Annotated in this window: 21 protein-coding genes; 15 read left to right on the forward strand and 6 right to left on the reverse strand. The window is 70.9% G+C overall.

The features are described from left to right. Positions 1-2: 2 nt before the first annotated feature. Positions 3-530 (forward strand): MarR family winged helix-turn-helix transcriptional regulator, encoded by a 528-nt coding sequence (locus ACFWPS_RS29625; protein ID WP_383710136.1) that lies wholly within the window; start codon positions 3-5, stop codon positions 528-530. Between the two features lie 56 nt (positions 531-586). Here ACFWPS_RS29625 and ACFWPS_RS29630 read toward each other — a convergent pair whose 3' ends face one another. The 3 genes from ACFWPS_RS29630 to ACFWPS_RS29640 all read right to left on the reverse strand — a co-directional run bounded on the left by ACFWPS_RS29630 (position 587) and on the right by ACFWPS_RS29640 (position 5,119). Next, positions 587-1,573 carry a MerR family transcriptional regulator gene (locus ACFWPS_RS29630; RefSeq protein ID WP_383710139.1) on the reverse strand — a complete coding sequence of 329 codons (987 nt, stop codon included), beginning with the start codon at positions 1,571-1,573 and terminating at the stop codon, positions 587-589. An 18-nt stretch (positions 1,574-1,591) separates the two neighbouring features. Continuing rightward, positions 1,592-1,852, reverse strand: coding sequence for a hypothetical protein (locus tag ACFWPS_RS29635; RefSeq protein WP_383710142.1), 261 nt, complete (start codon positions 1,850-1,852; stop codon positions 1,592-1,594). 132 nt (positions 1,853-1,984) lie between these two features. Beyond that, positions 1,985-5,119, reverse strand: coding sequence for a patatin-like protein (locus ACFWPS_RS29640; RefSeq protein WP_383710144.1), 3,135 nt, complete (start codon positions 5,117-5,119; stop codon positions 1,985-1,987). 384 nt (positions 5,120-5,503) lie between these two features. Here ACFWPS_RS29640 and ACFWPS_RS29645 point away from each other — a divergent pair, with 384 nt between their 5' ends. The 14 genes from ACFWPS_RS29645 (at position 5,504) to ACFWPS_RS29710 (ending at position 22,767) form a co-directional block, all read left to right on the forward strand. Beyond that, positions 5,504-6,250, forward strand: coding sequence for a hypothetical protein (locus ACFWPS_RS29645; protein ID WP_383710146.1), 747 nt, complete (start codon positions 5,504-5,506; stop codon positions 6,248-6,250). After that, complete coding sequence (locus ACFWPS_RS29650) at positions 6,237-6,845, forward strand: Fic family protein (RefSeq protein ID WP_383710148.1); 609 nt, start codon at positions 6,237-6,239, stop codon at positions 6,843-6,845. The genes ACFWPS_RS29645 and ACFWPS_RS29650 overlap by 14 nt, the downstream gene beginning before the upstream one ends. 969 nt (positions 6,846-7,814) lie before the next feature. Further along, positions 7,815-8,945 carry a catalase family protein gene (locus ACFWPS_RS29655; RefSeq protein WP_383710150.1) on the forward strand — a complete coding sequence of 377 codons (1,131 nt, stop codon included), beginning with the start codon at positions 7,815-7,817 and terminating at the stop codon, positions 8,943-8,945. 78 nt (positions 8,946-9,023) lie between these two features. Then, entirely contained in the window at positions 9,024-10,772 is a 1,749-nt protein-coding gene (locus ACFWPS_RS29660; protein WP_383710153.1) for a lipoxygenase family protein, read from the forward strand. 145 nt (positions 10,773-10,917) lie between these two features. Next, positions 10,918-11,961, forward strand: a complete 1,044-nt coding sequence (locus ACFWPS_RS29665) for an NAD(P)-dependent alcohol dehydrogenase (RefSeq protein WP_383710156.1) — start codon at positions 10,918-10,920, stop codon at positions 11,959-11,961. A 314-nt stretch (positions 11,962-12,275) separates the two neighbouring features. Continuing rightward, on the forward strand, positions 12,276-13,061 hold the full coding sequence (locus tag ACFWPS_RS29670; RefSeq protein ID WP_383710159.1) for a 2OG-Fe(II) oxygenase: 786 nt from the start codon (positions 12,276-12,278) through the stop codon (positions 13,059-13,061). Positions 13,062-13,351: 290 nt separating this feature from the next. Then, entirely contained in the window at positions 13,352-13,855 is a 504-nt protein-coding gene (locus ACFWPS_RS29675; RefSeq protein WP_383710162.1) for a methylated-DNA--[protein]-cysteine S-methyltransferase, read from the forward strand. Positions 13,856-14,214: 359 nt separating this feature from the next. Beyond that, a complete protein-coding gene (locus tag ACFWPS_RS29680) occupies positions 14,215-14,520 on the forward strand; it encodes a metal-binding protein (RefSeq protein WP_383710165.1) in 306 nt (101 codons plus the stop codon). Between the two features lie 124 nt (positions 14,521-14,644). Next, positions 14,645-16,360, forward strand: coding sequence for a class I mannose-6-phosphate isomerase (locus ACFWPS_RS29685; RefSeq protein ID WP_383710295.1), 1,716 nt, complete (start codon positions 14,645-14,647; stop codon positions 16,358-16,360). A 111-nt stretch (positions 16,361-16,471) separates the two neighbouring features. Then, positions 16,472-17,488 carry an ROK family protein gene (locus ACFWPS_RS29690; protein WP_383710168.1) on the forward strand — a complete coding sequence of 339 codons (1,017 nt, stop codon included), beginning with the start codon at positions 16,472-16,474 and terminating at the stop codon, positions 17,486-17,488. A 126-nt stretch (positions 17,489-17,614) separates the two neighbouring features. Then, the gene (locus tag ACFWPS_RS29695) at positions 17,615-18,595 is read left to right on the forward strand and encodes a LacI family DNA-binding transcriptional regulator (RefSeq protein ID WP_383710297.1); all 981 of its coding nucleotides are present in this window, start codon (positions 17,615-17,617) and stop codon (positions 18,593-18,595) included. Between the two features lie 279 nt (positions 18,596-18,874). Beyond that, complete coding sequence (locus ACFWPS_RS29700) at positions 18,875-19,645, forward strand: histidine kinase dimerization/phosphoacceptor domain-containing protein (RefSeq protein WP_383710170.1); 771 nt, start codon at positions 18,875-18,877, stop codon at positions 19,643-19,645. A gap of 450 nt (positions 19,646-20,095) precedes the next feature. Beyond that, positions 20,096-21,796: an efflux RND transporter permease subunit gene (locus ACFWPS_RS29705; RefSeq protein ID WP_383710173.1), complete on the forward strand. Its 1,701-nt coding sequence runs from the start codon at positions 20,096-20,098 to the stop codon at positions 21,794-21,796. Positions 21,797-21,822: 26 nt separating this feature from the next. Beyond that, positions 21,823-22,767, forward strand: coding sequence for an AraC family transcriptional regulator (locus ACFWPS_RS29710; RefSeq protein WP_383710176.1), 945 nt, complete (start codon positions 21,823-21,825; stop codon positions 22,765-22,767). 90 nt (positions 22,768-22,857) lie between these two features. Here ACFWPS_RS29710 and ACFWPS_RS29715 read toward each other — a convergent pair whose 3' ends face one another. The 3 genes from ACFWPS_RS29715 to ACFWPS_RS29725 are packed head-to-tail and all read right to left on the reverse strand — an operon-like array spanning position 22,858 to position 26,616. Beyond that, positions 22,858-23,760, reverse strand: a complete 903-nt coding sequence (locus ACFWPS_RS29715; protein WP_383710179.1) for an intradiol ring-cleavage dioxygenase — start codon at positions 23,758-23,760, stop codon at positions 22,858-22,860. Further along, positions 23,757-24,818, reverse strand: a complete 1,062-nt coding sequence (locus ACFWPS_RS29720; RefSeq protein ID WP_383710182.1) for a maleylacetate reductase — start codon at positions 24,816-24,818, stop codon at positions 23,757-23,759. Before ACFWPS_RS29720 ends, ACFWPS_RS29715 begins: the two co-directional genes overlap by 4 nt. 4 nt (positions 24,819-24,822) lie before the next feature. Next, positions 24,823-26,616 (reverse strand): FAD-dependent oxidoreductase, encoded by a 1,794-nt coding sequence (locus ACFWPS_RS29725; RefSeq protein ID WP_383710185.1) that lies wholly within the window; start codon positions 26,614-26,616, stop codon positions 24,823-24,825. Positions 26,617-26,955: the final 339 nt, after the last annotated feature.

Raw genomic sequence — 26,955 nt, forward strand, 5'->3', positions numbered from 1 at the left:
ACATGTCACGCAACAACAAGGGTGAGACTCTCCCCGAGGGCGGGTGGCTCGACGGCGACGAGCAGCGGGCGTGGCTGGCCTACGTCCGGCTCCAGTTGCGGATGTCGTACGAGATGAACCGTCAACTGGTCGCGGACAGCGGCCTGTCGCTGCCCGACTACGACGTGGTGACGGCTCTGAGCGTGGCCGACGGAGGGCGGATGTCGATCACCAGGCTCGCGGCTCATATCGGCTGGGAGCGCAGCCGGTTGTCCCACCACGTACGACGGATGAGCACCAGGGAACTGGTGACGTGCGGCCCTTCGGCCACCGACGGGCGGGTCACCGAAGTGGCCCTCACCGACAGCGGGCGGCGTGCTCTCCAAGAGGCGGCGCCCGGACATGTCGACCTCGTCCGGTGCCTGTTCTTCGGCGGGCTGCCGAGCAGCCTCCTGGGGCCGCTCACCGAGGCCCTGGAGAGCGTGTACGCGAACGTCATCCAGCAGGGCACGCTGCCGCCGCCCGTCGGCTGGCACCCTGCGGAGAACTGACCCCCCTTGGGGATGTCGTCGTTCCAGCACGCGAATCCGCAGGTCGATCAGGCTCGCTACGCGCCCTGGCGCAGGGCGGCGGCCATCCACTCCCGGATTTCCGCCGCCCGGCCCGGGTCCGGCACGGGCGTACCGTTGACCGTCGCCACCAGGGACTGGTACCTGGTCAGCAGTTTCAGGCCGCTCACGTCGGCCAGCCGCTGCGCCGCCGTGCCGTTCCGGTCGAACTCGACGATGCCGCGCCGGGCCTTGTCGACGTCGTACTCCCCGGTCATGGCGGCGATCAGCCTGGCCGAGTCGGCGGCCACACGCTCGGCGATGTCCCGGGCCTGCGGCGAATCCGCGGGCACGCCGGCCTGCTGGGAGGCCCGTGCCTCCAGGAGAAGTCTCCGATGCCTCTCCACGCGGTCCATCATCTCCGGTGAAGCCACCAGCCTGCCCTGTTCGGTGCCGAAGACACGGTGGAAGAAGTCCCGCAGCGCCGTGCGGAACTCCTCGTCCTGCACTGTCTCGGCGAGTTCGATCCAGGCCTCCAACTGCTCGGTGGACGGATCCTCGGGCAGGTGCGGCCGCAGGCTGTACAGCCGCTCGACGTAGCCGGGATGGACGTCCAGGCCGTCGGTCACGAAGTCCCAGAACTGGTTGACGAGCCGGTCGCGGTCGTCGTCGGACATCGACACGAGCTTGCGCATCAGGCTCACCTGTTCCGTTGTGGTGTGTTGCCGGACGATGGTGCGCAGCACGGCGCGGCGCGCCCGGAACTGCCGTAACTGGTCCTCGACCAGCCGCAGATGTGTGGCGGCCAGGTCGTGCAGGGTGGTCTCCGCGGCCAGTACCCGGCGGATGTCGTCCAGGCCGGCACCCAGGTCGCGCAGGGTGCGCACGAGTTCGAGCCGGGCGATGGCGTGCACGTCGTACTGCCGGAACCCGCCCTCGGTGAGACGGGTGGGCGTGACGACGCCCTCGTCGGCGTAGAACCTGATCGCGCTCACGCTCAGGCCCGTGCGGCGGGCGACCTCCCCGATGGAGTAGAGCTCGTTCATACCGCTCACTATGGGATCTCAAGCGACCTGAGAGTCAAGCGAGCCGGCCACGACAGGGCCCCTGGTTCTGTTGACGAGTGCGGGCAGGCCGACAGTTCCACCACCGGCTGTGCTGACGGTGCCCCGCGGGGTGAGCCCGTGGGCGGTACCGCGCACCACCCACGCCGTGCCCGGATCGGTGAGGCTGGTGATGTCGTTCGCCGGTGCGCCGATCGCGGCGTCGGCGTAGCCGTCGCCGTTCACGTCCGCCACCGGTGACGCCACCGCTGAATCGGTCACCGGTCCTGTCGTCACCGGAGGCGCCGACGGTCGTCTGGTCGAAGCACTGATCGGCGTCCGGACCGTCCAGGCCGCCGGCTCGGCGCGCGGTGAACCGGGCTCAGGCCTGCGGCCGGAATGATCGAGCCGCTCCTACTTCCGCTTCGTAGTGGGTGGCGCTGCGCGGGCGACCCACCAGCCGACCAGAATGACCAGGACGACAAGGGCGGCCTTCAGCAGGAAGCCGAGCAGAGCGTCCGCGCCGTCGTGGTGAACCTCCCAGGTCACATACCCGGCGAGTACGACAGCCGCCAGCACGGCCAGAGTGACCAGTTGTCTCCCCACGGGCCGGGTGTCCGGGGTGAGCAGTGCTGCCGCCGACCAGCCGGCCGTCAGCACGAGGGCGCCCAGCAGCGGAAACACGAGGGGCACGGCGGGGACGACGAGTGAGATGCCGAGGAGGGCGCCGCCCAGGGCGACGGCCAGGTGCACGGCGTTCCTGCTGATGCCGCTCCCCTTGGTCATGAAGGTCACCATGGCCCAGACGGCCAGGGTGTAGCCGCGCAGGGAGGCGAACACCGTGCTGACAGGCTTGAACTGCTTCAAGCCTGTCAGCCCGGCAGCATCCGCCGTGTTCGCGGTGACGGCCGCCGCCCGGGTGACGGTGCGGGCGAAGTAGTCCGTGCCGACGTCGTCCACGATCGTCTGCCTGCCGATCGCCTCGGCCGTCCGCCACTGGTCCATGAGAGCCGGCGCCGTCAGGCGCGGAGACCGCGCCGCGTCGTAGCCGGCCAGCCATGCCCGGCCGGCTTCTGTGGCGTCCTCGCCGCGCTCGTCACCGTCCCTCTCACGGGCGCGCTCACCACGGACGGCCGTGGCCAGGGAGTCCAGGTCCTCGCGCAGGATGCGCAGTCTCAGCGGCCGGGCGATCGCCTCGACGCACCTCTTCAGCCCAGCGACCGCGGCCGGATCCGCGTCTGGCCCGGAGGCCCGCCGATCGGTCGTGGAGACCAGATGGTCGCGGACGTAGGTACGGATGTGCTCCCTGTCCGCGTGCCACTGTTGTTCGAGCCACTCGCGGTCCTCCTGCTGGTCCGCGGCCACGGCGCAGGCGTGGATGCCTTCCACGAGCGCCTCCGGGCCGAGCACCGAACCGAGCTGGCGGAGCCGGTCCGGTGCCAGCAGCATCCGTACGATGTGCTCAGCGCCGTCCAGGCGCCCGTGGATCCAGTCGTTGACCCGCCAGGAGGTGCGCCAGAAGGCGCCGAAGTGGTGCAGCTGTCTTCCCGTCACCAGATCAGGTGACGTGGCGGAGACCTGGATCAGCTCGACCTCCTGCTCGACCTCCATCGCTGCCCCCGAGAAGGCGAGCTGCACCACCTCCAGCCGGAGCAGCCGCCGCAGCACGGTCTCCTGATCGGCGGGTGCACCGTCGGCCGGAGCGAGCAGGCAGTCGTACAGGGCCCGCAACCGGGCCCGCTCGGTACCGTCGGGGTCGAGAACACTGTTGCTGTCGCGCAGGACTGCGTCGATGGGGCCGGCGCAGGCCGCCAGCAGACGGGCGAGACGTTCGGCCTGTGCGTTCTGCTGTCGGCGGCGACCGACCGTTCCGCCGTCCGCCGCCCCGTCCCAGGCGGTGAGCACAGCGGTCAGCCAGGTGCGCAGCTCGCCGGTGTTGGTCGCCCGCCCCAGCGAGTCGGTCACCCGGACGGGGATCGACAGGTCAGGGGCAACAGGGGCGGTCGCCCAGTGCCTGTCGAGCGCGCTCCACGTGTCCTGGATGTCCCGGAAGACGTCGCTGACGTCACCCCGCGCGGCAACGATCATCTGCCGTTCAGGCGAGTTCATACGGGCCAACCACACCGCCCGCTTGAGCATGTCTACGACGATGTCGCGGAGTCGCTGGACGGTGCTCTGTCCCCAGTCCCAGGCCTCCCCGGTGCGCTGCAGCGCCTCGTCCAGCGTGCCCGCGGGGATGAATGACGGGTCGCCAGGTGCGGGACGGTCGCGCTGAAGCAGCGAGCGGATCTCGGCGACAAGGTCACTCTCACTCCACCGGCCGTCGCCGACAGCCGTCTGGTGCGCGGCCAGGACCCGGCCGATGGTTCGTGCGGCGCCCTCGGTGCGGACCTCGATGTACGCGGGCCATGCGGCCGTGGCCAGCCGATCGCCGCCCTGGGTCAGTACGGTGGCGATGCGGTCGCGAGTGCGGCGGCGGGCGTGGGCGTCGGCGTTGCGGCGGCGGATCTCCTCCAGTTCCCGCGCGACGGAGTCGGTCGCACGCAACCGGGTCAGCACGCCCAGCAGCACCTCCGGGGCCGCCGGCAGCGGTTCCTCGTCGGACGGGACGGTCGCGGGTGACTCCGCCGCCGGCAGCTGCTGGCCCGGGTCGGGGACGACGTAGGCCAGGAGACGGCGCACCTGGAGCTGCGCGGTCTGCCGGTAGACGGCCTCCAGAGCCGGCCGGACGGGCTTGTTGAGCAGCAGTCCGCCGTCGAGCACGTACTGCGAGGAACGGAAGTTGACCACGCCGGCGTCCGACTTCCAGGAGCCGTCACGGTCGGCCACCGGAGTGGACACACGGGTCCAGCGCGGTTCGAACGCGCCGGGAAAGGAGGAGGTGCTCCGGGCCGCGGCAGCCAGTTCGCCCACCGCGGCCGGCTCGGTCAGGTCGCGGACCGTGCCGTCGCGGAAGCCGTCGGCCCGCCGGCCGAAGCGGAACAGGGCGTCGCGATCGGTCTCGGTGATGCGCACACCCATGTCGTCCGTGAACGACGTCGTCCGGCCGTGCCACAGCGTGCCGGTGAGGATCAGGTCGATCGACCGCTCGTCCACTTCGAGCCCGTCGCCGTCCGCGTTCGCCGCCGGCGCGTCGGCGATCGTGTGCAGGGCGTCGGTGACGCGTGCAAGGAAGTAGTCGCCCTTGAGCAGTGACGGCGGGCGGGAGTCCATCGGGTCGCGCAGCAGCTTGTCCACGGCGGCCGCGTCGCGCCACAAGTCGCGCATGGCCTCCAGACCGGTGCCCCGCGCGAGGCAGAGCGCCAGGAAGGCGCCGTTGATGCCGCCGGCCGACGTACCCGCGATCACGTCCACCCGGGCCCTGGCCCGCAGCAGGTCGAGCAGCGGCGCGTATGCCCGGCATGCTCCACGCCGGGCCGTCGCCAGCCGGTGCAGCTCCAGCGTGACGCCGCTGATCCACACCGCCAGGCTGACCCCGCCGTTCATCACCACGGCCAGTCGGATGTCCTGGTCGTCGACATCGGTCGTAAGAGCATCAACACGAGGCACGCAAACCCCCCGAAGATTGGGTGTGGCGTCATACTCCCGACATTTCGTCAGGTTAACCATACGTTGGCGGGTGGACAACCGGGTGCTGCTGCGCCGACGGCGCTTCCCGGCAAGCGGGGCCCGGAACCGGAGCGGCTGCGGACCGGGCCGATGCGGGTGTCGCGCACCGCGATGCGCGACACCCTCGACCGGGCCCGGGAGATCCGTGGCCTGTCGGTGGACGACGCCCAGGACCTGTCGGACGTGCCGATGGGCAGTCGGTACATGCCGATGGGCAGTCTTTCCGGAAAACCGTTCGCGTTCCGAGGGTCTTCGAGCCGAGACTGATGGGCCGATCACATCGGACAGGGAGAGTGGCCGGCGCTGACGTACAACCGTGACACCTTGCCCTTCCCCGAGAACCGTGTGCCTCCCCTCTCCTACGAGGCCATGCGGAACTGGGATGAACTCGACCCGGCCCGGAACCCGTTCGCCTGGGACGAGGACGAGGAAGCCCACCTCCGCTCGCTGGTCCGCGAGTGGGTGCCGCCTGTGCTCTCCGGTATGGCCGGCTGGTGGCAGGGCGAACGCTGGTGTGAAAGACAGGTGGAAGCGATCGTCCGGGAGCGATACGGCACCTGGGCCTGGGGCTGGAGCTGGTGCTTCCGGCACGGCGGGCCCATCGGTAACTGGGTCACCGGGCCGAGCTCGGTGACGACACCTGACGAAACCGCGGCACGCGTCGTGGCCGCGCTGCTGGAGTGGCGGGAGTGGTTGGAGCGGCTGGCTCAGCGCTTCGCCGAACTGGCGCCGCCGCCGGACGCCTCACCCGAGGATCGCAGCTGGCACCTGGAGCGGGCCTGCGTCCGGCTCGTGACGTACGCGCTGGACTGCTCGGGAGCGGAGGGTGGCTGGTACGGGCAGGCCTCGACGGTTCTGGGCTGGTTCCTCACCACCACCGGCATGGACCGAGCCGAAGCGAGGCGAGCGGTGGAGAGCGCGATCGGGGGCCGGTTCAAGAGCTGGATCGCCCCTGAACAGACGCTGATCGATTCCGTCGGCGAGGACCTCGCCGTCGGCCTCACCGGCCACGCCCCCTACCGGGACCACCGGGAGAGGGCGGCTCTGGAGGAGCTCCATGACCGCTACTGACAGCCTTGCGGTCTGGCTGCGCGTGCGCGGTGCGGCCGACTGGCAACACGCACCGGTCCTACGGCGGTCTCCGCCCGCGAGCGACGGGTTCCGGACCTGGTGCGAAGGGCCGGTGCGCCGACGCGACCCCGTTCGCGCCGAGCGTCTGCTCGCCGCCCACACCCTGGCCCTGGCCGATGCCGCACGCCGTACCCCGCTGGGCTTCGCCCTGCTGGCCGGCTGGCAGTGCGAGCTCCTCGGCGAGGCGGAGGCACCGTTCCGTGCGAACGACGCCTGGGCGAAGGCCGGCCGCGAGCGGTACGGCCTGACCCCGCGTACCCGGGCCGACTTCGCCTCCTGCCTGCGCGAGGCGACCGACCCGGACATCCCGCTGGCGGCCCGCGCGGCCCGCGTGTACCTCGACGTGGCGTTCTTCCACCCCTTCGCCGACGGCAACGCCCGCGCCGCCCTGCTGACCTTGGTGCACGTCCTGGCCCGGGAGGACGTCGTCCTTCCTGAGGTCGGTCCCCTCCAGACCACCCGTTACGCGGACGACGCCGCGGGCGCCGCCGACCTCGCCACTCTCATCGGGGTGCTCAACCGCAGCCGGAACTGAAGCCTTCGGGCGAGAGCACCGACGGCTTCCGCCGATCGGCGCCCGGGTCCAGCGGGCGTGGCACAGGTTCAGGTGCCCGAAGTACTCGGCATCGCGGGCATCGCGGGCATCGATCCCGTCACCCGATCAGTGGCCACGTCGAAAGAGCTCGGTAACCGAGCGAACGGAAGCAGCCGCACGTTCACCGGTTCCGGCGACGGCCCGCTCCGTGATTCCCGGGCTGCAGATCCAGGTCATCTGACCGAAGTGGTGCAACTGGCACACGCATACGGTGGGCGCGTCCGAACATCATCACCATTCCTTGATCAAGGGAGTGGCATCACCATGCCAATTGACCTACGGAACGCGGCTCTCGTAGATGGCGAATTCATGGACGGATCCGGCCGGCAGGCCGTCCATGAGCGCCTCGTGAGCGGGGCCACGGCGTCAGCGCTGTGCAGCACACGACCCAGTCCCTCACCCGGGACGTGGCGGCGGTGCTGCAGGCGGTCGCCCCGGACAGGGGCGAGTCGGCCGGCACGCTGAGCTCCGATCCGGAACCCGGCGCGCCCGTCCCGCCGATCCCGCTGCCCCACAACGGCAACGTCTTCCACGACCGCGAGAAGTTTCACGCCTCCTTCGCCGGTGACCTGCCGGAGTCCACCACCCGTCTGATGCGGGCCGAGCAGCGCCCGTTCACCGCTGCGGGATTCGACGAGCCGACCACAGCCGCCGCCTGGCACGACATCCCGTCCTCCGGTCTCGTCGCCGGCGCTACGAGTACGAACGAGCCGGCGCCAAGGCCGTGGTGGAGGTCCCCGGCGCCTCCCACGTCGTCTTCATCAGCCACCCGGGCATCACGACCCGTCTCATCGAGCCGTGTCCCGCGCCGAAGGGGAGGGCGGTCGACTGCAGCATCGAATTCCGGCTGCGTGCCTCCCGGTTCGACGGCTGCTTCGGTGTCACCCCACTCAGAAAGGAGAGCTGACCATGTCATCGGATTTCGTCCGCTATTCGCCGGAGATCGAGACCTTCGATCCGATGCTCAACGAGCATATGACCCAAATTCTCGACTATTGGGCGAAGAAGGTCGGCGAATCGCCGGTAAAGGAGGGCAGCGGGCGGGCCGTGCGCGGCGCCCATGCGAAGACATTCGGAGTCGTCAGGGCCGAGGTGGAGATCCTGAGCGAGGTCCCTGCAGCCTATGCACAGGGCATCTATGCGAAGCCTGGCCGACACGACGCGTTGATCCGGTTCTCCAGCTCCTCGAACCACTTGGGGCCGGACGCACAGCTGGGACCGGTCGTGGGTTTCGCGATGAAGATATTCGATGTCGACGGAACCAAGTTGGTGGATGAAGAGCCGGACTCGACCACGTTCGACCTCGTACTGAAGAACAGTCCGACGTTCATCGCGAATACCGCAAAGCACTACCTGTTCATCGAGGAGATCGGCGACCGGGTCGGCGACTACCTGACGCAGGGGCGGGCCGGGTTCCACCAGCTTCTGGCGGACTACCTCACAGGCAAAGGCACGCTGGAGCAGTCGGGCTGGGCCTGGGAAGAGCTGTTCGCCTTCGTGAAGACGGCAGCCGAGACGCAGGTCCGCAATCCGCTGCAGGGTACGTACTGGACCATGGCGTCGGTACGCCACGGGGACTATGTCGCCAAGGTCCGGATCGCCGCGGTGGCCGAGAACGCCGAGAACGTGATCCATCAGAAACTCGACCTCAGCAATGGACCGGACGTGTTCGGTCCGGTCCTGGTGGACGAACTGCGCGCACGCGCCTTCGATTTCGACCTTCAGGTGCAGCTGTGCACGGACCTCACGGCGATGCCGGTCAACGACACGACGGTGGAATGGTCGGAGAAGCTGTCGCCCTTCGTCACTGTCGGTCGGGTGCATCTCCCACGTCAGGACATCACCACGGCGGATCCCGAGCAGGCTGACGCCCTGGCGTTCAATCAATGGCGCGTCACGTCCGACCACCGGCCGTTGGGCGAGATCATGGACGTACGACGCGTCTATTCGGAGTCGGCCAGGATTCGCCGGGAGATCAATGATCAACCGCAGCGCGAACCCGTAAGCGCGGACGACGTGTTGTCACTTCCGGGCCACTGATGACGCTCTGATCGCCGTTTTCGTCATCGACGCGGGATGCGCGCGGGACGCGCGAAAGAAGGATGGAAAGGAAGGGCAGTGCCGGAATACCTCATCTCCCAGAATGACCCACGCCGGGAGCGACCCGAGCAGATGGCCGCGGCCAAGGCGGCGTACACCTACGACAAAGCGTACGGATTCCCGGTGGCCGCGGGGGCCGACGACGGCAACGGTCCGAGCGCGGCCTGGCAGCTCAAGGCCGTCGAGGAGCAGGAGCGGATCCGGCTCAACCTGCTGAACCTCCGGCGCCGGGGCAAGTGGGACTTCGTCAACGAACTCCAGCCGCTGGCACCTCGCAAGCTTGCCACGATGGTGCACGACTACGACGTGGGCGGGCTCCTCGACTACTTCATGCCCGCGCCCGGCCCGCGCACGGACGCCGACACGGTCAACACGCTGGAGCAGTTCCAGGAGATCTTCACGGTCGTCAAGCCGCCCGGCGTCGTGAGCTGGTGCGAAACCGACGAGTACTTCGCCGAGATGATGGTCGCCGGGCCGGACCCGACACGGCTGACCCGGCTGGACACGGTGCCCGGCAAGTTCCCGATCACCAGCGAGCACCTGCGCAGCGTGCCCGAACTGGCGCACGAAACGCTGGAGTCCGCCCTGGCCGCCGGCCGGGTCTACTGGGTGGACCACGAGCCGATGTCCGTTCTGAACAACGGACACCACTACCAGGACCCCAAGTTCATATACAGCCCGATGGTGGCCTTCGCGGTTCCGCGTACGGGCGGCGCGCTCCGGCCCTTCGCCATCCAGTGTGGACAGGACCCGGCCGGGCGCGAGATCTACACGCCCGCCGACGGCTACTCCTGGAAGCTGGCCAAGAACTGTGTGCTGGCCGCGCACAACACCTACCACGGAGTGTTGTCCCATCTCGCGTTCACCCATCTGATCAGCGAGGCCGTGCTGCTGGCCGCGATTCGTAACCTCGCGGCGGTGCACCCGGTCGCGGTGCTGCTGCGGCGCCACTTCGAGGGCACCATGTCGATCAACAAGCTTGCGGTCGAGGTGCTGATCCAGCCGGGCCGGGCGGTCGAGTACGTGATCGGCTCGGACCTCAAGAGCACCTACCCGTTCATCGCCGAGCACCGGAAGAACTTCTCGTTCACCGGCAACTACCTCCCGACGAAACTCACCCGTTCGGGCACCGACAGCCTGACCGGTCTGCCCCACTACCCGTACCGCGACGACGGTCTGCTCGTGTGGACGGCGATACGGCGGTGGACCGACGAGTTCGTCAACGCGTACTACCGGTCCGACGCAGAGGTCCGCGAAGACCACGAACTGCAGGCGTGGGCGGCCGAGGTGGCTTCGCCCGAGTCCGGCGCCATCCGCGACTTCGGTGCCGGTGCAGGGACGATCGCCGACCGCACCGACCTCGCCGAGATCCTCACCATGGTGATCTGGACGGCCGGCCCGCAGCACGCCGCCGTCAACTTCACTCAGGAGGAACACCTGAGCTATCTGCCGGCCAACCCGATCGCGGGCTTCACCCAGGAGCCGCGCGGCCGCGACCACACCCTGCAGGACTGGTTCGCCAATCTGCCGCCGCTCGACGTGGCCGTCCAACAGCTCTGCACCATGCGCTTTCTCGGCGTCATCCACGAGACGAAGCTGGGCTACTACGAGGACGACTTCAAGCACACGCCGGTCGCGGACCGGCTGCACGAGTTCCAGCAGAACCTCTCGGCCACCGAGGACGAGATCGTCGGGCGCAACCGTCACCGCCCGCACGCCTACGACTACCTGCGGCCGTCGCTGATCCCGAACAGCACGAACATCTGACTGGACGGGCCACGTGACCAGGGGCCCGGCCGCCAGGTCCCGTCTCGCGTGGCCACCCGCACAACCCCGATCCCGCGGTCCGCCGGCTGCTGTCGCCGACGCCTGGAGTTCGGCTGCGTGTGACCCCTTTCAAGAGGAGAGAACGATGCTTGCCTACCGACTTCTGCAGGCGCAGAAGCAACCGGAGTTCCAGGAAGTGCCCGATCCGCACGCGGGACCGGGCCAGGTGGTCGTCAAGGTCGCCGGTTCCGGCCTCTGCCACACCGACTTCACCGTCATCGGCCGCGACCAGACCTACTGGCAGGACAATCCGCCGCCCTTCACCCTCGGGCACGAGGTCGCCGGGTGGGTGGAGGAGGTGGGCAGCGGTGTGACGAACTTCCGCCCCGGCGACGCCGTCGCGATCGACCCGGGCTGGGCAAGCTGCGGACACTGCCACCTGTGCCGGTCCGGCGAGGAGAACCACTGCCTCTACCAGAAGGGCATTCGCGCTCCCGGTGTCGGTTTCGACGGCGGACACGCGCCGTACATCCTCGTCCCCGATGCGCGGTTCCTGGTGCCCATCGGTGACCTGGACCCGGTCCAGGCGGCACCACTGACCGACGCGGGTATCACGACGTACGCCGCGATCAAGCCCGGACTTCCGAAGATCTGGCCGGGCAGCACCGCGGTCGTCATCGGGGCCGGCGGGTTGGGGCTCTACGCGATCCAGTTCCTCCGCCTGCTGACCGGCGCGCGCGTGGTCGCGGTCGACTCCTCCGACGCCCGGCTGAAACTCGCCCGCGAGCTGGGAGCCGACGAGGTCTTCGTCAGCGGTCCCGATGCCGTGAAGCAGATTCGCGAGCTCACCGGCGGGCTCGGCGCGACCTTCGTGATCGATTGCGTGGGGGTGGACGCGACGCTCGCCCTCGGGGTCGCCGTCCTCTCCTGGCGGGGCAGCCTCACCATGGTCGGGGCCGGCGGCGGCTCGGTGCCCTTCGACTTCTTCAAGATACCGCCGGGCACCCAGCTGGCGACCAGCTTGAACGGCGGCAGCATCGCCCTGCAGGAAGTGGTCGGCCTGGCAGCTCTTGGCCGACTCAAGATCCTGGTGGACCGCTATCCGCTCAGCGCGGCGCAGCAGGCGTACGAGGACTTCAAGCACGGACGGCTGGTGGGCCGCGCGGTACTCATGCCCGCGCAGGACTGATCAGACGCGGATACCAGCACCACACCTCGACCGCACCTCGGCCTGAGCCACACCGTCTGCGTCTCCGGCCCGCGGGCGGTCGCCGGACTTCCTCCGCGCGCAAACTCCTGAGCCGTCTGCGCATCGCCCGTGGGGCGCGGCGACCCCGGGCCCTGATGAGTGCCAGTGGCCGGCACGCAAACGTGACGTCCGAATGCCGCCAGCCCCTGGACAGCTCGGCCACGATGATCGTTGGCGACGCAGCGCCCGACCGCGCGCATGTCGGCGAGGCTCGCAGGCCCGCTCGGGCGCCACAGATCTACGAAAGACCCTTCATGAACCAGTCCGCCCCCGCCGTCGACACCTTGTTTCCCCCTGCCGCACCAGTCGGCCGGGCACCGCACGTACCCCTGACGGACGGTCTGCCCGCGCTCAGCGCACTCGACTGGGGACAGTTGTATGCCCAGTTGAACGAGGAAGGCGTGGCCCTCACTCCGCCGTTGCTGTCCCGCGCGCAGTGTCAGGAGATCATCGACACCTTCGACGAGCCCGGCCTGTTCCGTTCCACGGTCGTCATGCAGCGCTACCAGTTCGGCCGCGGCACCTACAAGTACTACGCCGACCCGGCGACCGTCCCGCTCGTTCGGACCCTGCGCGAACGGCTGTATCCGCCGATGGCGTGGATGGCCGACCAGTGGGCACCGCAGCTGGACGAACGCACCTTCCCCCACTCGCTGGAGGAGCTGCTGGCCGAGTGCGCGGACAACGGGCAGCACCGCTCCACCCCGCTGATCCTCCGGTACGGCCCCGGCGACTATGCGTGCCTGCACCAGGACGTCTACGGCGACATCGTCTTCCCGCTGCAGATCGCGATCATGCTCAACCAGCCCGGCGAGGACTTCACCGGCGGCGAGAACGTCTTCGTCGAACAACGTCCCCGGTTCCAGTCCCGTGCGGTGGTCGTCAGACCCCGGCTCGGCCAGGGAATGATCTTCCCGGTGCGGCACCGCCCGGTCCGCGGCAAGAACGGCTTCCGCCGCCACCCGATGCGTCACGGCACCAACGCCGTCGAGACCGGCCGGCGCACCACCCTCGGTCTCATCTTCCACAACGCCCGCTGAATCGCAGAGCCCCGCGCCCGCCCGTTCGCGGGCGGCCCAGATGCATGCGGAAGGGCCCCCTGCCTGATGAGCGGCACCGCACGGAAGCAGTACGGGCAAGCCCCCCACCCCCCACCGCCGGCACCCTCGCCGAGGCGGCCCTGGCGCACCTGCGCCATGCACCACTTCTGGAACGCCGCCGCCGATCAGCGCCGGGCCCCGGCAGCGTGACGTCCGGATCCCGCCAGCACCCGTGCTCGCCGGACAGCAGAGTCGAAGGTGACACGAATGCTGACGAGAAGGAGGCGACGATGACCGCCTGCACGACGATCACCAGCCCGCTCGGCGACCTGCTCCTGGTGGGCGAGGACACCGGCGACGGGATCACCCTGGCCTCGCTGTCCATGCCCGGCCAGAGGAACGCCCCGGCCATCCGGCCCGACTTGCGCCAGGACAAGGCGCCGTTCGCGGACGTCATCCGCCAACTGGAGGCGTACTTCGCGGGCGAACTCACCCGGTTCGACATCCCGTTCACCCCGGGCGGCACGGACTTCCAGCGGCGCGCCTGGCGTGCGCTGGAGGAGATCCCGTACGGCACGACGACGACGTACGGCGCGCTCGCCGGGCAGCTCGGCCTGCCACGCGAGCGGATCCAGGCACTCGGCGCGGCGATCGGCGCGAACCCGCTGCTGCTGGTGCGCCCCTGCCACCGTGTCATCGGCGCGGACGGCTCGATGCGCGGCTACGCCGCGGGTGTCGACCGCAAGGTCCACCTCCTCACCCACGAGGGCGCCCTGCAGCCCACCCTCCTCTGACACCGCGCCCAGCACGCCCCGGGAGACGGTGCCCGGGGTGGACAAGGAATCTCCCACCATGATCGAGACCACCCGGCTCGCGGGCCCGGTCGCCGGCCGGGTCGCCCGAAGTGACTGGGCAGCCCTGACCGGCGAAGTCAACGGGCACGGCAACGCCCTGACCGGGCAGATCCTCACACCCGCCGAGTGCCACGAGATCGCCGCCCTCTACGACGAGCCGGCCCGCTTCCGCACGACCGTGGACATGGCCCGCCACCGCTTCGGCTCCGGCCAGTACCGCTACTTCACCCACGATCTGCCCCACCCGCGCAGTCCCAGAGTCGCGAACTCACGGGATGCACCCAAGAAGGTAGGGCGGCATGACCTCCGCCCGGCCCGTCGCCGGCGAGCCCGAGCGCGCCTTCACCCTGCTCGGCCCGGACGGACAGCCTTACAGGAGCCCGATTCCGGGAGCTCTCGGGGGGCACCGCCGCGGACGCCTGTACGGGCAGCTGGACTGCCCGTCCGCGCTGCAAGCCATCGCCCGCGGCCACTACGTCGAGCACCGGGTGTTCTTCGCCGACGAGATCACCGCGATCGCCGCCGGATACCGGCCCTGCGCCGTGTGCCTTCCCACCGAGTACGCCCGCTGGAAAGCGAACCGAGAAAGCATCACCACCTCATGAACTCCCCCACCGAGCAGCACGGCACCTCCCGGACTCTTGACGCCGGAGCACGCCCGCACTGAATGTTATCGTTAACGCAATCTGTGAGGCGCAGCCCCGGTCCTTGGAGCATGACGTGACCCGTCTGTACGAACTCAATCCCCGCTACGCCGCAGTCGGGGGGACCGTCGCCCGCGGCTGGGACGCCGCCGCGGACGCCCTTCCGGACGGCCCCGCCGTCCTGGCCCTCGACGGCCCCGCCGCTCTGGACTGGGACGGCGCCGCCGCAGCCCTGGCCGCCGCCCTCGCCGACCGCGGGGTGCCGACCCGGCTGCTGGACCTGCGTGCCTACGAAGCCGACTGGGACACCGTCCTCGACCGCACCGGCGACACCACCGGACCCGCGGCGGACCCGTACTACCTGCCGCTGGCGCAGAACTCCCTCACCGACGTCTACCGCGAACTGCCGCAGGCCGAACGTCCCGCCGAGGGCCTGCTCATCGTCCACGGACCCGGTGCGGCGCTGGTCGAGCACGACATCCTCTGGTACGCCGATCTTCCCAAGCGGTACGCGGAGGCGGCGGTCGCCGCCAAGGAGCTGCCGCTCGGCGTGAACCTCGGCCGGCACCGCGAGCCCGGCGATCTTCGCCGGCTCTTCCACGCGGACTGGCCGATGGCCGACGCGCACCGCGACGCCATCGCCGGCCGCATCGACCGCTGGCTCGACCTGCAGCACCCCGAGGCCCCCACCTCGGTCGACGGTACGACCATGCGCGCCACGCTCACGGCGCTCGCCGAGGGCCCGGTTCGCTCCCGCCCCTACTTCAACTCCACGCCGTGGGGCGGCCAGTGGGCCGTCCGCGAGCTCGGTTTCGAACCGCAGCAGGGCAACACCGCGCTCGGCTACGAGCTGATCGCCCCGGAGGCCGGCGTACTGGTGGGCGACGACCCGCAGGCGGAGGTCGAGCTGCCGTTCCAACTGCTGTGCGTGCTGCACCCGGTGGAGTTCCTGGGCGCGGCCGTGCACACCGAGTACGGCACTTCCTTCCCGATCCGCTACGACTACCTCGACACGGTGGCGGGCGGCAGCCTCTCGCTGCACCTCCACCCGCGCGAGGAGTACATGCGGACCCGCTTCGGCTGGCCCTACACCCAGCACGAGACCTACTACGTCACCGCCAACGCGGGTGCGGACGCGCGCGTCTACCTGGGGCTCCAGCAGGACGCCGACACCGGCCTGATGCGCAAGCAGGTCGAGGCCTCGATCGAGCGCGGCGAGGAGATGGACGTCGAGCGGTTCGTGCAGAGCCACCCCTCTCGGGAGGGGCAGCTGTACATGATCCCGGCGGGCACCCCGCACGCCTCCGGCGCGGGCAACCTCGTCCTGGAGGTCAGCGCCACCCCGTACCTGTACTCGCTGCGGTTCTACGACTGGCTCCGCAAGGACGCCCAGGGCAACTCCCGCCCGCTGCCCTACGACCACGGCTTCGCCAACCTCGACACCCGGCGTCAGGGCGAGGACGTGGTCCGCGACCTGATCCAGGAGCCGCGCACGCTGCGCGAGGGGCCGGGCTGGCGCGAGGAGGTCATCGGCGCCCTGCCGGAGCTGTTCTACGAGGTCCGGCGCCTGGTCATCGACCCGGCGGCGGACGGCGCCCGGCCCGCCGAGGACGACACCGAGGGCCGCTTCCACATCCTGAACGTCTCCTCCGGCGACGGCGTGGTCATCGAGACCGCCGACGGCCGCAGCCATGAACTCGTCTTCGCCGAGACGCTGACCGTGCCCGCAGCGGTCGGCCCCTACCGGCTCCGGCCGCTGGGCAGGCGGCCGGTACACGTGGTCAAGTCCCTGGTCCGCTGAGACAGGGCCCGGCCGACATCCTCTTGCGTTATCGATAACTCACGTCCGTACCGTTCGCCCGCGCCCGCAGTACCCGGGCCACGCCGGAGCCGCACGTCAGGGGTTCATCACGTGCTGACCTCAGCCACAGCCGCATCCGTACCTGTACCTGTACTGGAGGTCGGCGGCACCCACGTCACCGCCGCCCTCGTCGACTTGACGGCCGGGGAGACGGTCGGCGAGGCGATGCGTCGGCCGCTGCCCGCCCGGGGCACGGCCGAGGAGATCCTCGACGGCGTCACCGCGGCCGCCTCGCTGATCGGCGCACCGGCGGGAGCACCCTGGGGTGTGGCCGTGCCCGGCCCGTTCGACTACGAGTCGGGCATCGCGCTCTTCAGGGATGTCGGCAAGTTCGACGCGCTGTACGGCGTGGACGTGCGCGCGGAGCTGTCCCGGCGGATGCGCCCGGCGCCCGGCACGCTGCGGTTCCTCAACGACGCCGACGCCTTCGGCATCGGGGAGTTCGTCGCGGGAGCGGTCGCGGGCCATGAGCGGGTCGTCTGCATCACCCTGGGCAGTGGCGTCGGCTCCGCCTTCCTCGACCGGGGCGAGCCCGTCAACCACGGACCGCTGGTACCGCCGGAGGGCAGCGCCCATCTGCTGTCGTACGACGGGCGGCCCTTGGAGGAGACGGTGTCGCGGCGCGCGATCCGTGCCGCGTACGCCCGAGCGGTACCGGCCGCCGGCCGAGGCCCTGTCCCCGGCAAACCCGACACCGCCGGCGCCCCCGGCATCCCCGATGTGCGCGGAATCCCCGACGTTCCCGATGTGCATGTCATCGCCGAGCTGGCCCGCGGCGGCGACCCGGACGCGCGGGCCGTGCTGGAACATGCCTTCCAGGCGCTGGGAGTGGCCCTGGCGCCGTGGCTGGCACGGTTCGGGGCGACGGCACTGGTCGTCGGCGGCTCGATCGCCGCGTCCTGGGACCTGATCGAAGGCCCGCTGAGCGCCGGGGCCGGGGCGGGCCCGGACGCCGGCCTCGTCGACAGGCTGTTGTTCCGCACCGCCGAACGGGCCCACGACGCGCCGCTGCTCGGTGCCGCGTCGTGGGCGGCACGACCGCAGCCCGCACCGGTGAACTGCCGCTGACCGGCGCATAGGATGAAAGGCCGCAGGCGCACTGCCGAGGCGCCCGCAGCCGTCGGCTTCGAAGAGAGAGCGAGCGCAGTGGCCTCCTCCGGCGTTCCCGGACCGTCCGGACCCGCCACCCCCACGATGCGGGATGTGGCCGCTCGCGTCGGAGTCAGCGCCATGACCGTGTCGCGGGCGCTGAAGGACGACAAGCGGATCAGCCCCGAGACCAGGGAGCGGGTGCTCGCCGCCGTACGGGAACTGGGCTACCGCCGCAACGAAGTGGCCCGCAATCTGCGCCTCCGCCGCCCCAGCGGCATGATCGGCCTCGTCGTCACCAATCTCGGCAACCCCTTCTACTCCCGGCTCGCACTCGGCGCCGAACAGGTGGCCGAGGAGCACGGGCTGCGACTGGTCCTCGGCAACACCGCGGAGCAGGTCCAACGCGAGCGCGACCTGGTGGAGGACCTGGTCTCGCGCCGGGTGGACGGCATCATCGTGGTACCGGCGGGGGCCACGCACCGCCACCTCGGCCCTGCCTCGCTCGGCGGGACGCCCGTGGTCTTCGCCTCCCGGCCGCCCGCCGGGACGGAAGCCGACACGGTGCTCGTGGACGACTTCGGCGGAGCCCGCGAGGCCACCGCTCAGCTGCTGGCCCAGGGGCACCGGGCTGTGGGCTTCCTGGGAAATCCCCCAGCCCTGTACACCGGTGCCGAGCGCTTCCGCGGCTACTGGGCGGCACACGAGGAGGCCGGGCTGGCGCCCCGTGACGAGTGGATCCGCCGGGGACCGCACGACATCCCCACCGCGGAGGCGGCGGCCCTGGACGTCCTGGGCCGCGACTACCCGCCCACCGCCCTGTTCTGCACCAACAACCGCATCACCCTGGGCGCCTACCGCGCGGTCCGCCGCCTGGGCACCGACACCGCGCTCGCGGGCTTCGACGACTTCGAGATGGCCGACATGCTGGGCGTACCGGTCACCGTCGTCTCGTACGACGCGGAGGAGGTCGGACGCCAGGCGGCCCGGCTGCTGCTGGACCGGATCGAGCGGGCCCCGGACACCCCTGCGGGCCCGCCCCGCCGCACGGTGGTCCCGACCTCGGTGGTGCGGTACGGGGCGTAGCGCACCGGCGCCCGGATCCTGGTGGACCACCCGCCCTGGAGCGACGGCACAGTGCGCGGGGCGCCCGGCGTGACCGCGGTGCGGTGTGCGCGTGCCCACCGGACGCTGTTCGGGCCAGGGACGGGGCGGAGCACCGGGCGACGTATCGTTGCAGGTGACGCCGAGTACCGCGGCTGCGGTACCGGCATCTGCCGCGTCTGGGGGACGAGCGAGCCGCGGGGTACTGCCTGGTCTGTCGCCATGAAGCCCCCGAGCCGATCAGTGAGGAGTGCCCCTCGGATGAGAGGGGCCCGCCTCGTCGGCTGTGTGCTCCTCGTGTCGCTGGCCGCCGACTTCCTCGCACCCTCCGGGCTGCGGCTGCCCGATCCGCTGGACGTCGCCATCGTGGCCCGTTCCTGTGTCGTCCTGCTGGCCCGTGAGCGCAGGCCGGTGGCCGTGCTGGCCGCGGTGTCGGTGCTGGCGGTCGTCCACCAGGCGTGCGGGGGCGTGATCGTGGCCACGGCGTCGGCGCTGATGACCGCGCTGTACGGCTTCGCGGCGCGTACCGACCGCCGCTCGACCTGGACTGCCGCTGCCCTCGTCTCGGTGGCCGTGGTCGGGGCGGCCACGGCGTTCCAGACCGGGCCGGTGCTGGGGCCGATGCGGCTGGGCGCGGTGACCTGGATCGGCCTGGCCGCCGCGCTCGGCGACTCGGTGCACAACCGGCGTGCCTACATCAGTGCCCTTGAGGAGCGGGCCGAGCGGGCGGAGCGCACCCGGGAGGAGGAGGCGGCCCGCCGGGTGGCGGAGGAGCGGGTGCGTATCGCCCGGGAACTGCACGATGTGGTGGCGCACGAGCTGACGTTGATCAACGCGCAGGCGGGGATCGGTGCCCACGTGGGCCGGGGCGACCCGGCGCAGCTGGCCGAACTGCTCGTCGCCATCCGGGACGGCTCCCGTGGTGCCCTGGACGAGCTGCGATCGATCGTCGGGCTGCTCGGCCGGGCGGGGGAGGCGTCCGCGCCGCGGGAGCCCGCCCCCCCCGGCTGGCCCGCCTGGACGAACTGGTGAAGTCGTTCGCACGGGCGGGGCTGAGTGTGGACGTGGTCCGTGAGGGCGGGCACGAGGCGGTCTCCTCGGCGGTGGACGTGACGGGATACCGGATCGTCCAGGAGGCGCTGACCAATGTGCGCAAACACGCGCGGACGGACTCCGCCACGGTACGGCTCCGCTACGGCCGGGACGCCGTACGCATCACCGTCGAGAACCCGGCCGGCGCGGGGCCCGGAGCCGGCGGCGGGGAGGGCACCGGGCGCGGCCTGATCGGCATCCGCGAGCGGGCGGCCGCGGCCGGCGGTACGGCGGCGATCGGGTCGCGGCCGGACGGCGGGTTCGCGCAGAACACCGCGGTGGGGCGACGACGAGGCGGACGCCGCCGGGTGAGGGTGAGGGCCGGGCCGCCCGGGCACCCATGGACCGGGCGGCCCGCCCTTCGCCGTCCGCAGAAAAGAGATCCGTCGGATGCCCTGGTTGTCCAGGGTGAGCATCGCCAACCGCAAGCTTGCCGCCCTGATCACGATTCTCGTCGTCGCCCTAGGGGTGTACGCCGTCCCGTCACTGAAACAACAGCTGCTGCCCGACCTGTCATTCCCCGCGATCACCGTCACGGCGACCTACCCGGGCGCGACGCCCCAGGTGGTGGAGGACCAGGTCGTCGAGCCCACCGAGGACGCGGTCAAGGGCGTCCACTCGATCCAGACGATGACCTCGACCTCGCGTCAGGGGTCGGCCACGGTGTCCCTGCAGTTCGACTTCGGCGTCGACACCGACGAGAAGTCGAACGAGGTGCAGCGGGCCCTCTCCAAGACCAGCACCGGTCTCCCGGACGGCGTCGACCCCCAGGTGGTGACCGGCGGCACCGACGACCAGCCCACCATCACGCTGGCCGCGACCTCCGACGCCGGCCAGCAGGAACTCGCCGCCCAGCTGGAGGACAAGGTCGTCCCCGAGCTGAAGACGATCGACGGGGTCAACCAGGTCACCGTCTCCGGCGAGCGCGACCAGGTCCTCCGACGACGTCCGGGCCGAACTGTCCGGCGACTCCGGGCAGGACTCCCTCAGCGTCACCCAGACCCTGCCCGCCGGTACCGGCCTGAACGCCACCGACACGGCGGCCGAGCGGGTCGAGGGTGTGCTGTCGAAGACGGACGGCGTCGGGTCGTACCAGGTCACCATCGGATCCGCGGGCGGCTTCCTGGCCTCGGGCAACGTGTCCAACAGCGCCTCCTACAGCATCGCCCCCTGGTCGCGGACTGGGGCGGCACCGACTACGCCTGGAGCGACCCGGTCGTCCTCGGCCTCGCCGCCGCGGGCGTGGCCGCATGGGCCCTCTTCTTCCGCTCCCAGAGCCGCGCCGCCGAACCGGTCATCCCGCTGCGCCTGTTCCGCAGCCCGATCTTCGTCATCGCCACCCTCATCGGCATGATCGTGATCGGCGTCGGGATGTTCGCGGTCATCAGCTATCTGCCGACGTACCTGCTGATGGTCTACGGCGTGACCGCCACCGAGTCCGGCTGGCTGCTGCCCATGGTGGTCGGCCTGATGGCCGCGAGCCTCACGGCAGGCCAGCGGATGAGGCGGACCGGCCGCTACAAGGCCTACCCGATCGCGGGCGGTACCGTCGTCACGGTCACGGCCCTGCTGCTGTCCGGCATCGACGTGGACACTCCGCTCGTCCTCCTCTGCGGATACCTCTTCCTGATGGGCGTGGGCATCGGCCTGATGATGCAGACCCTCGTGCTCGCCGTGCAGAACGCCTTCCCGGCCGCCGACGTGGGCACCGCGACCTCCGCCAGCAGCTTCTTCCGCGAGATCGGCGCGACGGTCGGGACCGCCGCCGTCGGCGCGGTCTTCACCAGCAGGCTGGCCGACCAGCTCGGCTCCCGGCTGTCCGCCGCCGACCTCAAGGCGGTCGGCGACACCGACTCCCTGACCCCCGCACTCGTCCACGCCCTGCCGGACCGCATCCAGGAAACCGTGATCGCGGCCTACCAGCACGCGCTCACCCCGGTGTTCGGCTGCCTCGTCCCGCTGTTCGCCGTCGGCGTGGTGCTGGCCGTCGTACTCCCGGAGAAGCGTCTCGCCGGCGGCGAGACGGACCGGCTCCGGCCGCCCGGCGCGGGGCCCGGGGACCGGAGGGCAGAGGCGCGGACGACCGGCTGACGGCACCGAGGGAATACTCTGGGGAGATGACGACCGGCATGCCGTCGGGGCCCGTGCGCTTCAGCACGATCGGACTGCCCGAGGCCCAGCGTGTCGCGCTGTGGGAGCACCACAACGCGACCGCGTTGATCGGCCTGCGCTGCCGGTCGCTCGACGACGAGGCCCTTGAGGCGACGGAGATCAACCTGCAGCTGCCCAGGGTGCATGTGGCCCGGGTGACGGGGAACCCCCACGTCGTCGAACGCACCCGCGCGGTCGTCCGGCGGCTGCCGTCCGAGGCCGTCGCCTGCTATCTGACGCTGGTCGGAGAGGCGTTCTTCTATCACGACGACGGCGTACAGGTGGTCCGGCCGGGCCAGTTGATCGTGTGCGACGCGGACCGGCCCTTCATGCGCGGCTTCTCCCAGGGCCTCGAGGAGCTGGCCGTCAAGGTGCCGCGGCAGGTGTGGCGGGAGGCCGCCGGGCCGGAGCCGCTGACCCGCCCCCGGGTGTTCGACTTCGGCACCGGCGACCTTCAGGCCAGGACGCTGGCGCGGCTGGCCGGCCGTGCCGTGCACCCCGAGACGTCCCGGCCGGTCGACGAGGACACCCTCCTCGATCTGCTCGCCGGCGTGGTGACCGGCCGTCCGGCCGCGCTCTCCGCCGTCCATCTGGCGATGGCCAAGGCCTACGCCGAGGACCACCTGAGCGACAGCGGGCTCAACGCGGCCAGGATCGCCAAGGGCGTCGGGATCAGCGAGCGGCACCTGTCGCGGGTGTTCGCCGCCGGCGGTACGACCGTCCCGCAGTACCTGCTGGCACGCCGGCTGGAGGGAGCGCGGGCGCTGCTGGCCGCGGGCGGGAACCCGACCGTCGCCGAGGTGGCCGCGCGCTGCGGTTTCGGTTCGGCCGCCCACTTCTCGCACCGGTTCAAGGAGCGGTACGGAGTGCGCGCCACCGATGTCCTGCGGGAGGCCCGGGCGGACGGCTGACGACGGACGGCTGACAGCTGACGACGGAAGGCGGACGGCCCGACGGCCTGGGCGGAGCCGGACCCGGACCCGCCGCCCGCCCGGGGCAGGTCAGGCGCCGTCCGGTGCGAGCACGATGTCGAACTCGGCCCGGGACCAGGCGCGCCCCGCCAGGTCCCGCCCGTCGGGTGCCGGTGTGTCCGGCCGCTGTCGCCGGAACTCCTTGACCAGGGACTCCTTCACGCCGAACACCGCGTCGTGGTCCAGGAGTTCGTCGCCCCGCACGAAGATGTGCGTGACCAGGGTGCGCAGGCCGGGCGCGCTGACCATGAAGTGCAGATGCGAGGCCCGCATCGGCGAACGCCCGGTCGCCGCCAGCAGTTCGCCCACCGGTCCGTCGTGCGGGATCGGGTACGGGGTCGGGGTCAGGGCCCAGAAGCGGTAGCCGCCGTCCGCCCCGGTGAACAGGTGCGCACGCGCGGCCGTACGGTCGTCGCCGTACTGCGTGTCGTAGAAGCCGTCCTCGTCGGCCTCCCACACCTCGACGCGTGCGCCCGGCACCGGCTTGCCGGTGCTGTCGGTGACGGTGCCCTCCACCCAGCAGGGTTCACCGGCGGCGCCGAACGCGAGGTCCCCGCCGTCGGTGATCTCCGGGCTGTTCTCGACGAAGAAGGGCCCGAAGACGGTGGCCTCGGTGGCGTCGCCGTACGCCTGGTTGTTGACGGCGACGGTCTGCATGGAGGCGCCGAGGACGTCGGAGAGCAGGATGAACTCCTGGCGCCGGTCGTCGGTGATGTGCCCGGTCCGGGTGAGGAACTCGATCCCCTTGCTCCACTCGTCCTCCGTCAGCCGCACCTCCCGGACGAACGCGTGCAGATGGCGCACCAGGGACTCCATGACCTCCTTGAGACGTGGATCGGTGCAGTCGCCGAACGAGTCGAGGACCTGCCGGGTGATCTCGGCCTCTCGCGCCTGCTGCTCGGCGGGGACGGCGGCCCGGGTCTCGCTGGTCATGGCCGTGCTCCTTCCCAGGCCGCACGCACCAGTTGGAGGACCGGTCCGAGCGTGACGGCCCGCGGGTTGTCGGGCGGGGCGACGACGACGATCGCCTCCGCCGCCGAGGTGATGCCGTCCTCGGGCATACCGAGGTCGCGCAGGGCGCGCGGCGGGTCCAGCTCGTCGTACAGCAGCGCCAGTCCGGCGGTCGCCGTCGGCGCGTCGAAGGCCGCCGCGAGCCGCCGTTCAGCCTCGGGGGCGTGCGGTGCGTTGAAGGCGAGGACGTGCGGGAGGACGACGGCGTGGGTCTGGGCGTGCGGCAGGTCGAACATGCCGCCGAGGACATGGCAGATCTTGTGGTGGAGTCCCGAACCGGCGGACGCGAAGGCGGTCGCGGAGAGGTACGCGCCGTACAGCGCCCGCTCCCGGCCGTCCAGTCCCTCCGGCTCCTTGACGATCAGCGGCAGCCCGGTGCGCAGGGCCCGGACGCCCTCGGCCGCCAGGGCCTGGTCGATCGGGTCGGTGCGGGGCGCCCACATCGAGTCGACGCAGTGTGCGAGGGCGTTGAGCCCGGAGGCCACGCTCATGCCGACCGGGAGGGACAGGGTCAGGGTGGCGTCGTAGACGACGGCCCGGGGCAGGACCCGCGGGTCGGTGCCGGTCGTCTTGCGGGCGTCCTCGGTCAGGCCCCAGACCGCGGTGGCCTCGGAGCCGGCGTACGTGGTCGGCACCGCGACCACCGGGATCCCGGAGGTCAGGGCGACCGCCTTGGCGAGACCGGTCGTCGAGCCGCCGCCGACGGCGACCACGACGTCCACGTCGTGCTCCGTAGCCGCCGCACGGGCCCGCTCGGCCACCGCGACCGGGACGTGCATGACGACGTCGCCGTCCCGGTCGTGCCAGTGCGCGACGGGCAGCCCGTCGGCGATCTCGCGGGCGACGGCCCGCGCGGCCGGGTCGGCGATCACCATCGGCCGCAGGCCGCCGAGGAGTTCGACCTCGGCGACGAGGTGGGCGACCGCCGCACCGGACGCGAACCGGACGCGCTGCGGCAGGCTCTCATGGTCGAAGCGCACCGGCTCAGGCCCTTCCCAGTACGGTGGTCAGGGCGTCACGCAGCCGGCCCTCCGGGTCGTCCGGCAGGGTCATGGCGCGCCAGGCGACGTGCTTGTCGGGGCGGACCAGCAGCACCCCGCTCTCCTCGACCCCGCGCAGCTTGGCCCAGTCGTAGTAGAGGTCGGTGACCTCGCGCCCCGGCCCGATGACGACCGTGGCCAGCGGCACACCGAGTTCCTGGCCGACCTTCTCGGCCGCGGCCTCCCAGGCCTCGCCCGCGATGCCGGTGAGGAGCGTCCAGCGGCCGTACGGCGCCAGGTCCATCAGCGCCTTCCGGTGCGCGCTGTCCCCGACCCAGGCATGCGGCAGATGCGAGCCCGGCACCGTGGACATCTCGTAGTAGAGGTCGGGATCGCGCTCGGACACGGGCGGCGCACTTCCGTCGGAGAGGATCGCCGACGAGGCGTAGAACTGCCCGAGTTCGACACCGTGCGCGTTGAACTCGTAGTTCTTCAGGTCCATCGCCCGCACCAGCGCGGCCCGTTTGGCGGCGCCCGCGGGGGTGTTGGCCTTGCGTTCCTCGATCGCGGCCGTCATCTCGGCCTCCGACGTGGCGTCGAGGACACCCAGAGCCTTGAAGATGTCCACGAACTCACGGCTCGACCGGTTGGCCCGCTTCACGATCCGCTCGGCCACCGGCGCCCGTTCGGCGGAGTAGGTGTCGAGCAGCTCGGGGCCCGCCTGGCCCTTGAGGACGGCGGCCAGCTTCCACACGAGGTTGTAGGCGTCCTGCACCGAGGTGTTGGAGCCGAGGCCGTTGCTCGGCGGGTGCCGGTGGACGGCGTCGCCCGCGCAGAACACCCGGCCGCTGTGTAGGCGGGTGGCGTACATCTCGTTGTTGCCCCACAGGCTGGTGCCGGTGATCTCGACGTCCAGGTCCGGCATGCCGAGGAGGGTGCGGACGATCTCGACCGCAGCCGCCTCGTCGACCTGCGGGGGCTCCTCGGCGATGTCGTAGCCCCACACGATCAGCCACTCGTTCCAGGGACGGACCATCCGGACCAGCCCGGCGCCGATCCCGCCGACGTTCGAGCCGGGCTGGATCACCCAGTACAGGACCGAGGGCCGGTGGGAGACGTAGCGGCTGATGTCGGCCTTGAAGGTGATGTTCATCGAGCCGGCGATGTCCATCGCGCCCTCGAAGGGCAGACCGATGTCGGCGGCGACCATGGAACGGGCGCCGTCGGCACCGATCAGGTACTTGGCGCGGATCAGGTACGCCTTCCCGGTCAGCCGGTCGAGGACGTCGACGGTGACGCCGTCGGCGTCCTGCGTGTGGGAGAGGTACTCGGTGGAGAACCGCACCTGGGTACCGCGCTTCGCGGCGTTGCGGACCAGGATCGGTTCCAGGTAGGTCTGCGGGATGTCGACGGTGAGACAGGGCGAGGCGAGCCGGTAGTCCGCCTCGCGGTCCGGGCGGGTGCCCCAGGTGTGGATCCTGCCGATCTCCTCCCCGGCGATGCTGGTGCAGAACACCGTGTCGCCGACGAGGGCGTGGTCCGTGGCGTCGGCGAGCACCTGGTCCTCGATGCCTAGGTCGCGGAAGACCTCCATGGCCCGCTGGTTGGTGATGTGGGCCCGGGGGGTGTTCGCCGTCCAGCGGTATTTGGTGATCATGATGTTGTCCACGCCGAGCGTGGAGAGCAGCAGGGCCGCGGCGGCGCCCGCGGGTCCGGATCCCACGACCACGACGTCCGTGGTCATGACCGGACCGGCCGGGAGTACGGTCTCCGCGGTCCCGTCGTTGAATTCCGGCATCCTGGGCACCTTCCGTCCGTCCGGCCTCGTCGCCGGTGGCTTCACTGTGCGCCCGGCGACACCCGGAGACAGCAGTCGCACGCGTTCTCGGCGGAAACCGCAAGACATGGCGGATCCGGGAAGATCAGCGACCGCCTGGACCACGGTCCGTCCGGCAATGCGCATCGGCTGCGGCGAGGGACGGATTGCACGCCGCCGGCTGTCAGACGATCAGCGCGCTCGGCACGGGATCTCAACGACCTCCCGCCGACGACGGGCAGGTCGGCGGGCCGTCCTCGCCGACATCGCGCGCCCTGAGCATGGTGCTTGGCAAAGGCCGCGAAGGGCCGGTGCACACCA

The organism is Streptomyces sp. NPDC058457, assembly GCF_042720695.1.
Taxonomy (GTDB): Bacteria; Actinomycetota; Actinomycetes; order Streptomycetales; family Streptomycetaceae; genus Streptomyces.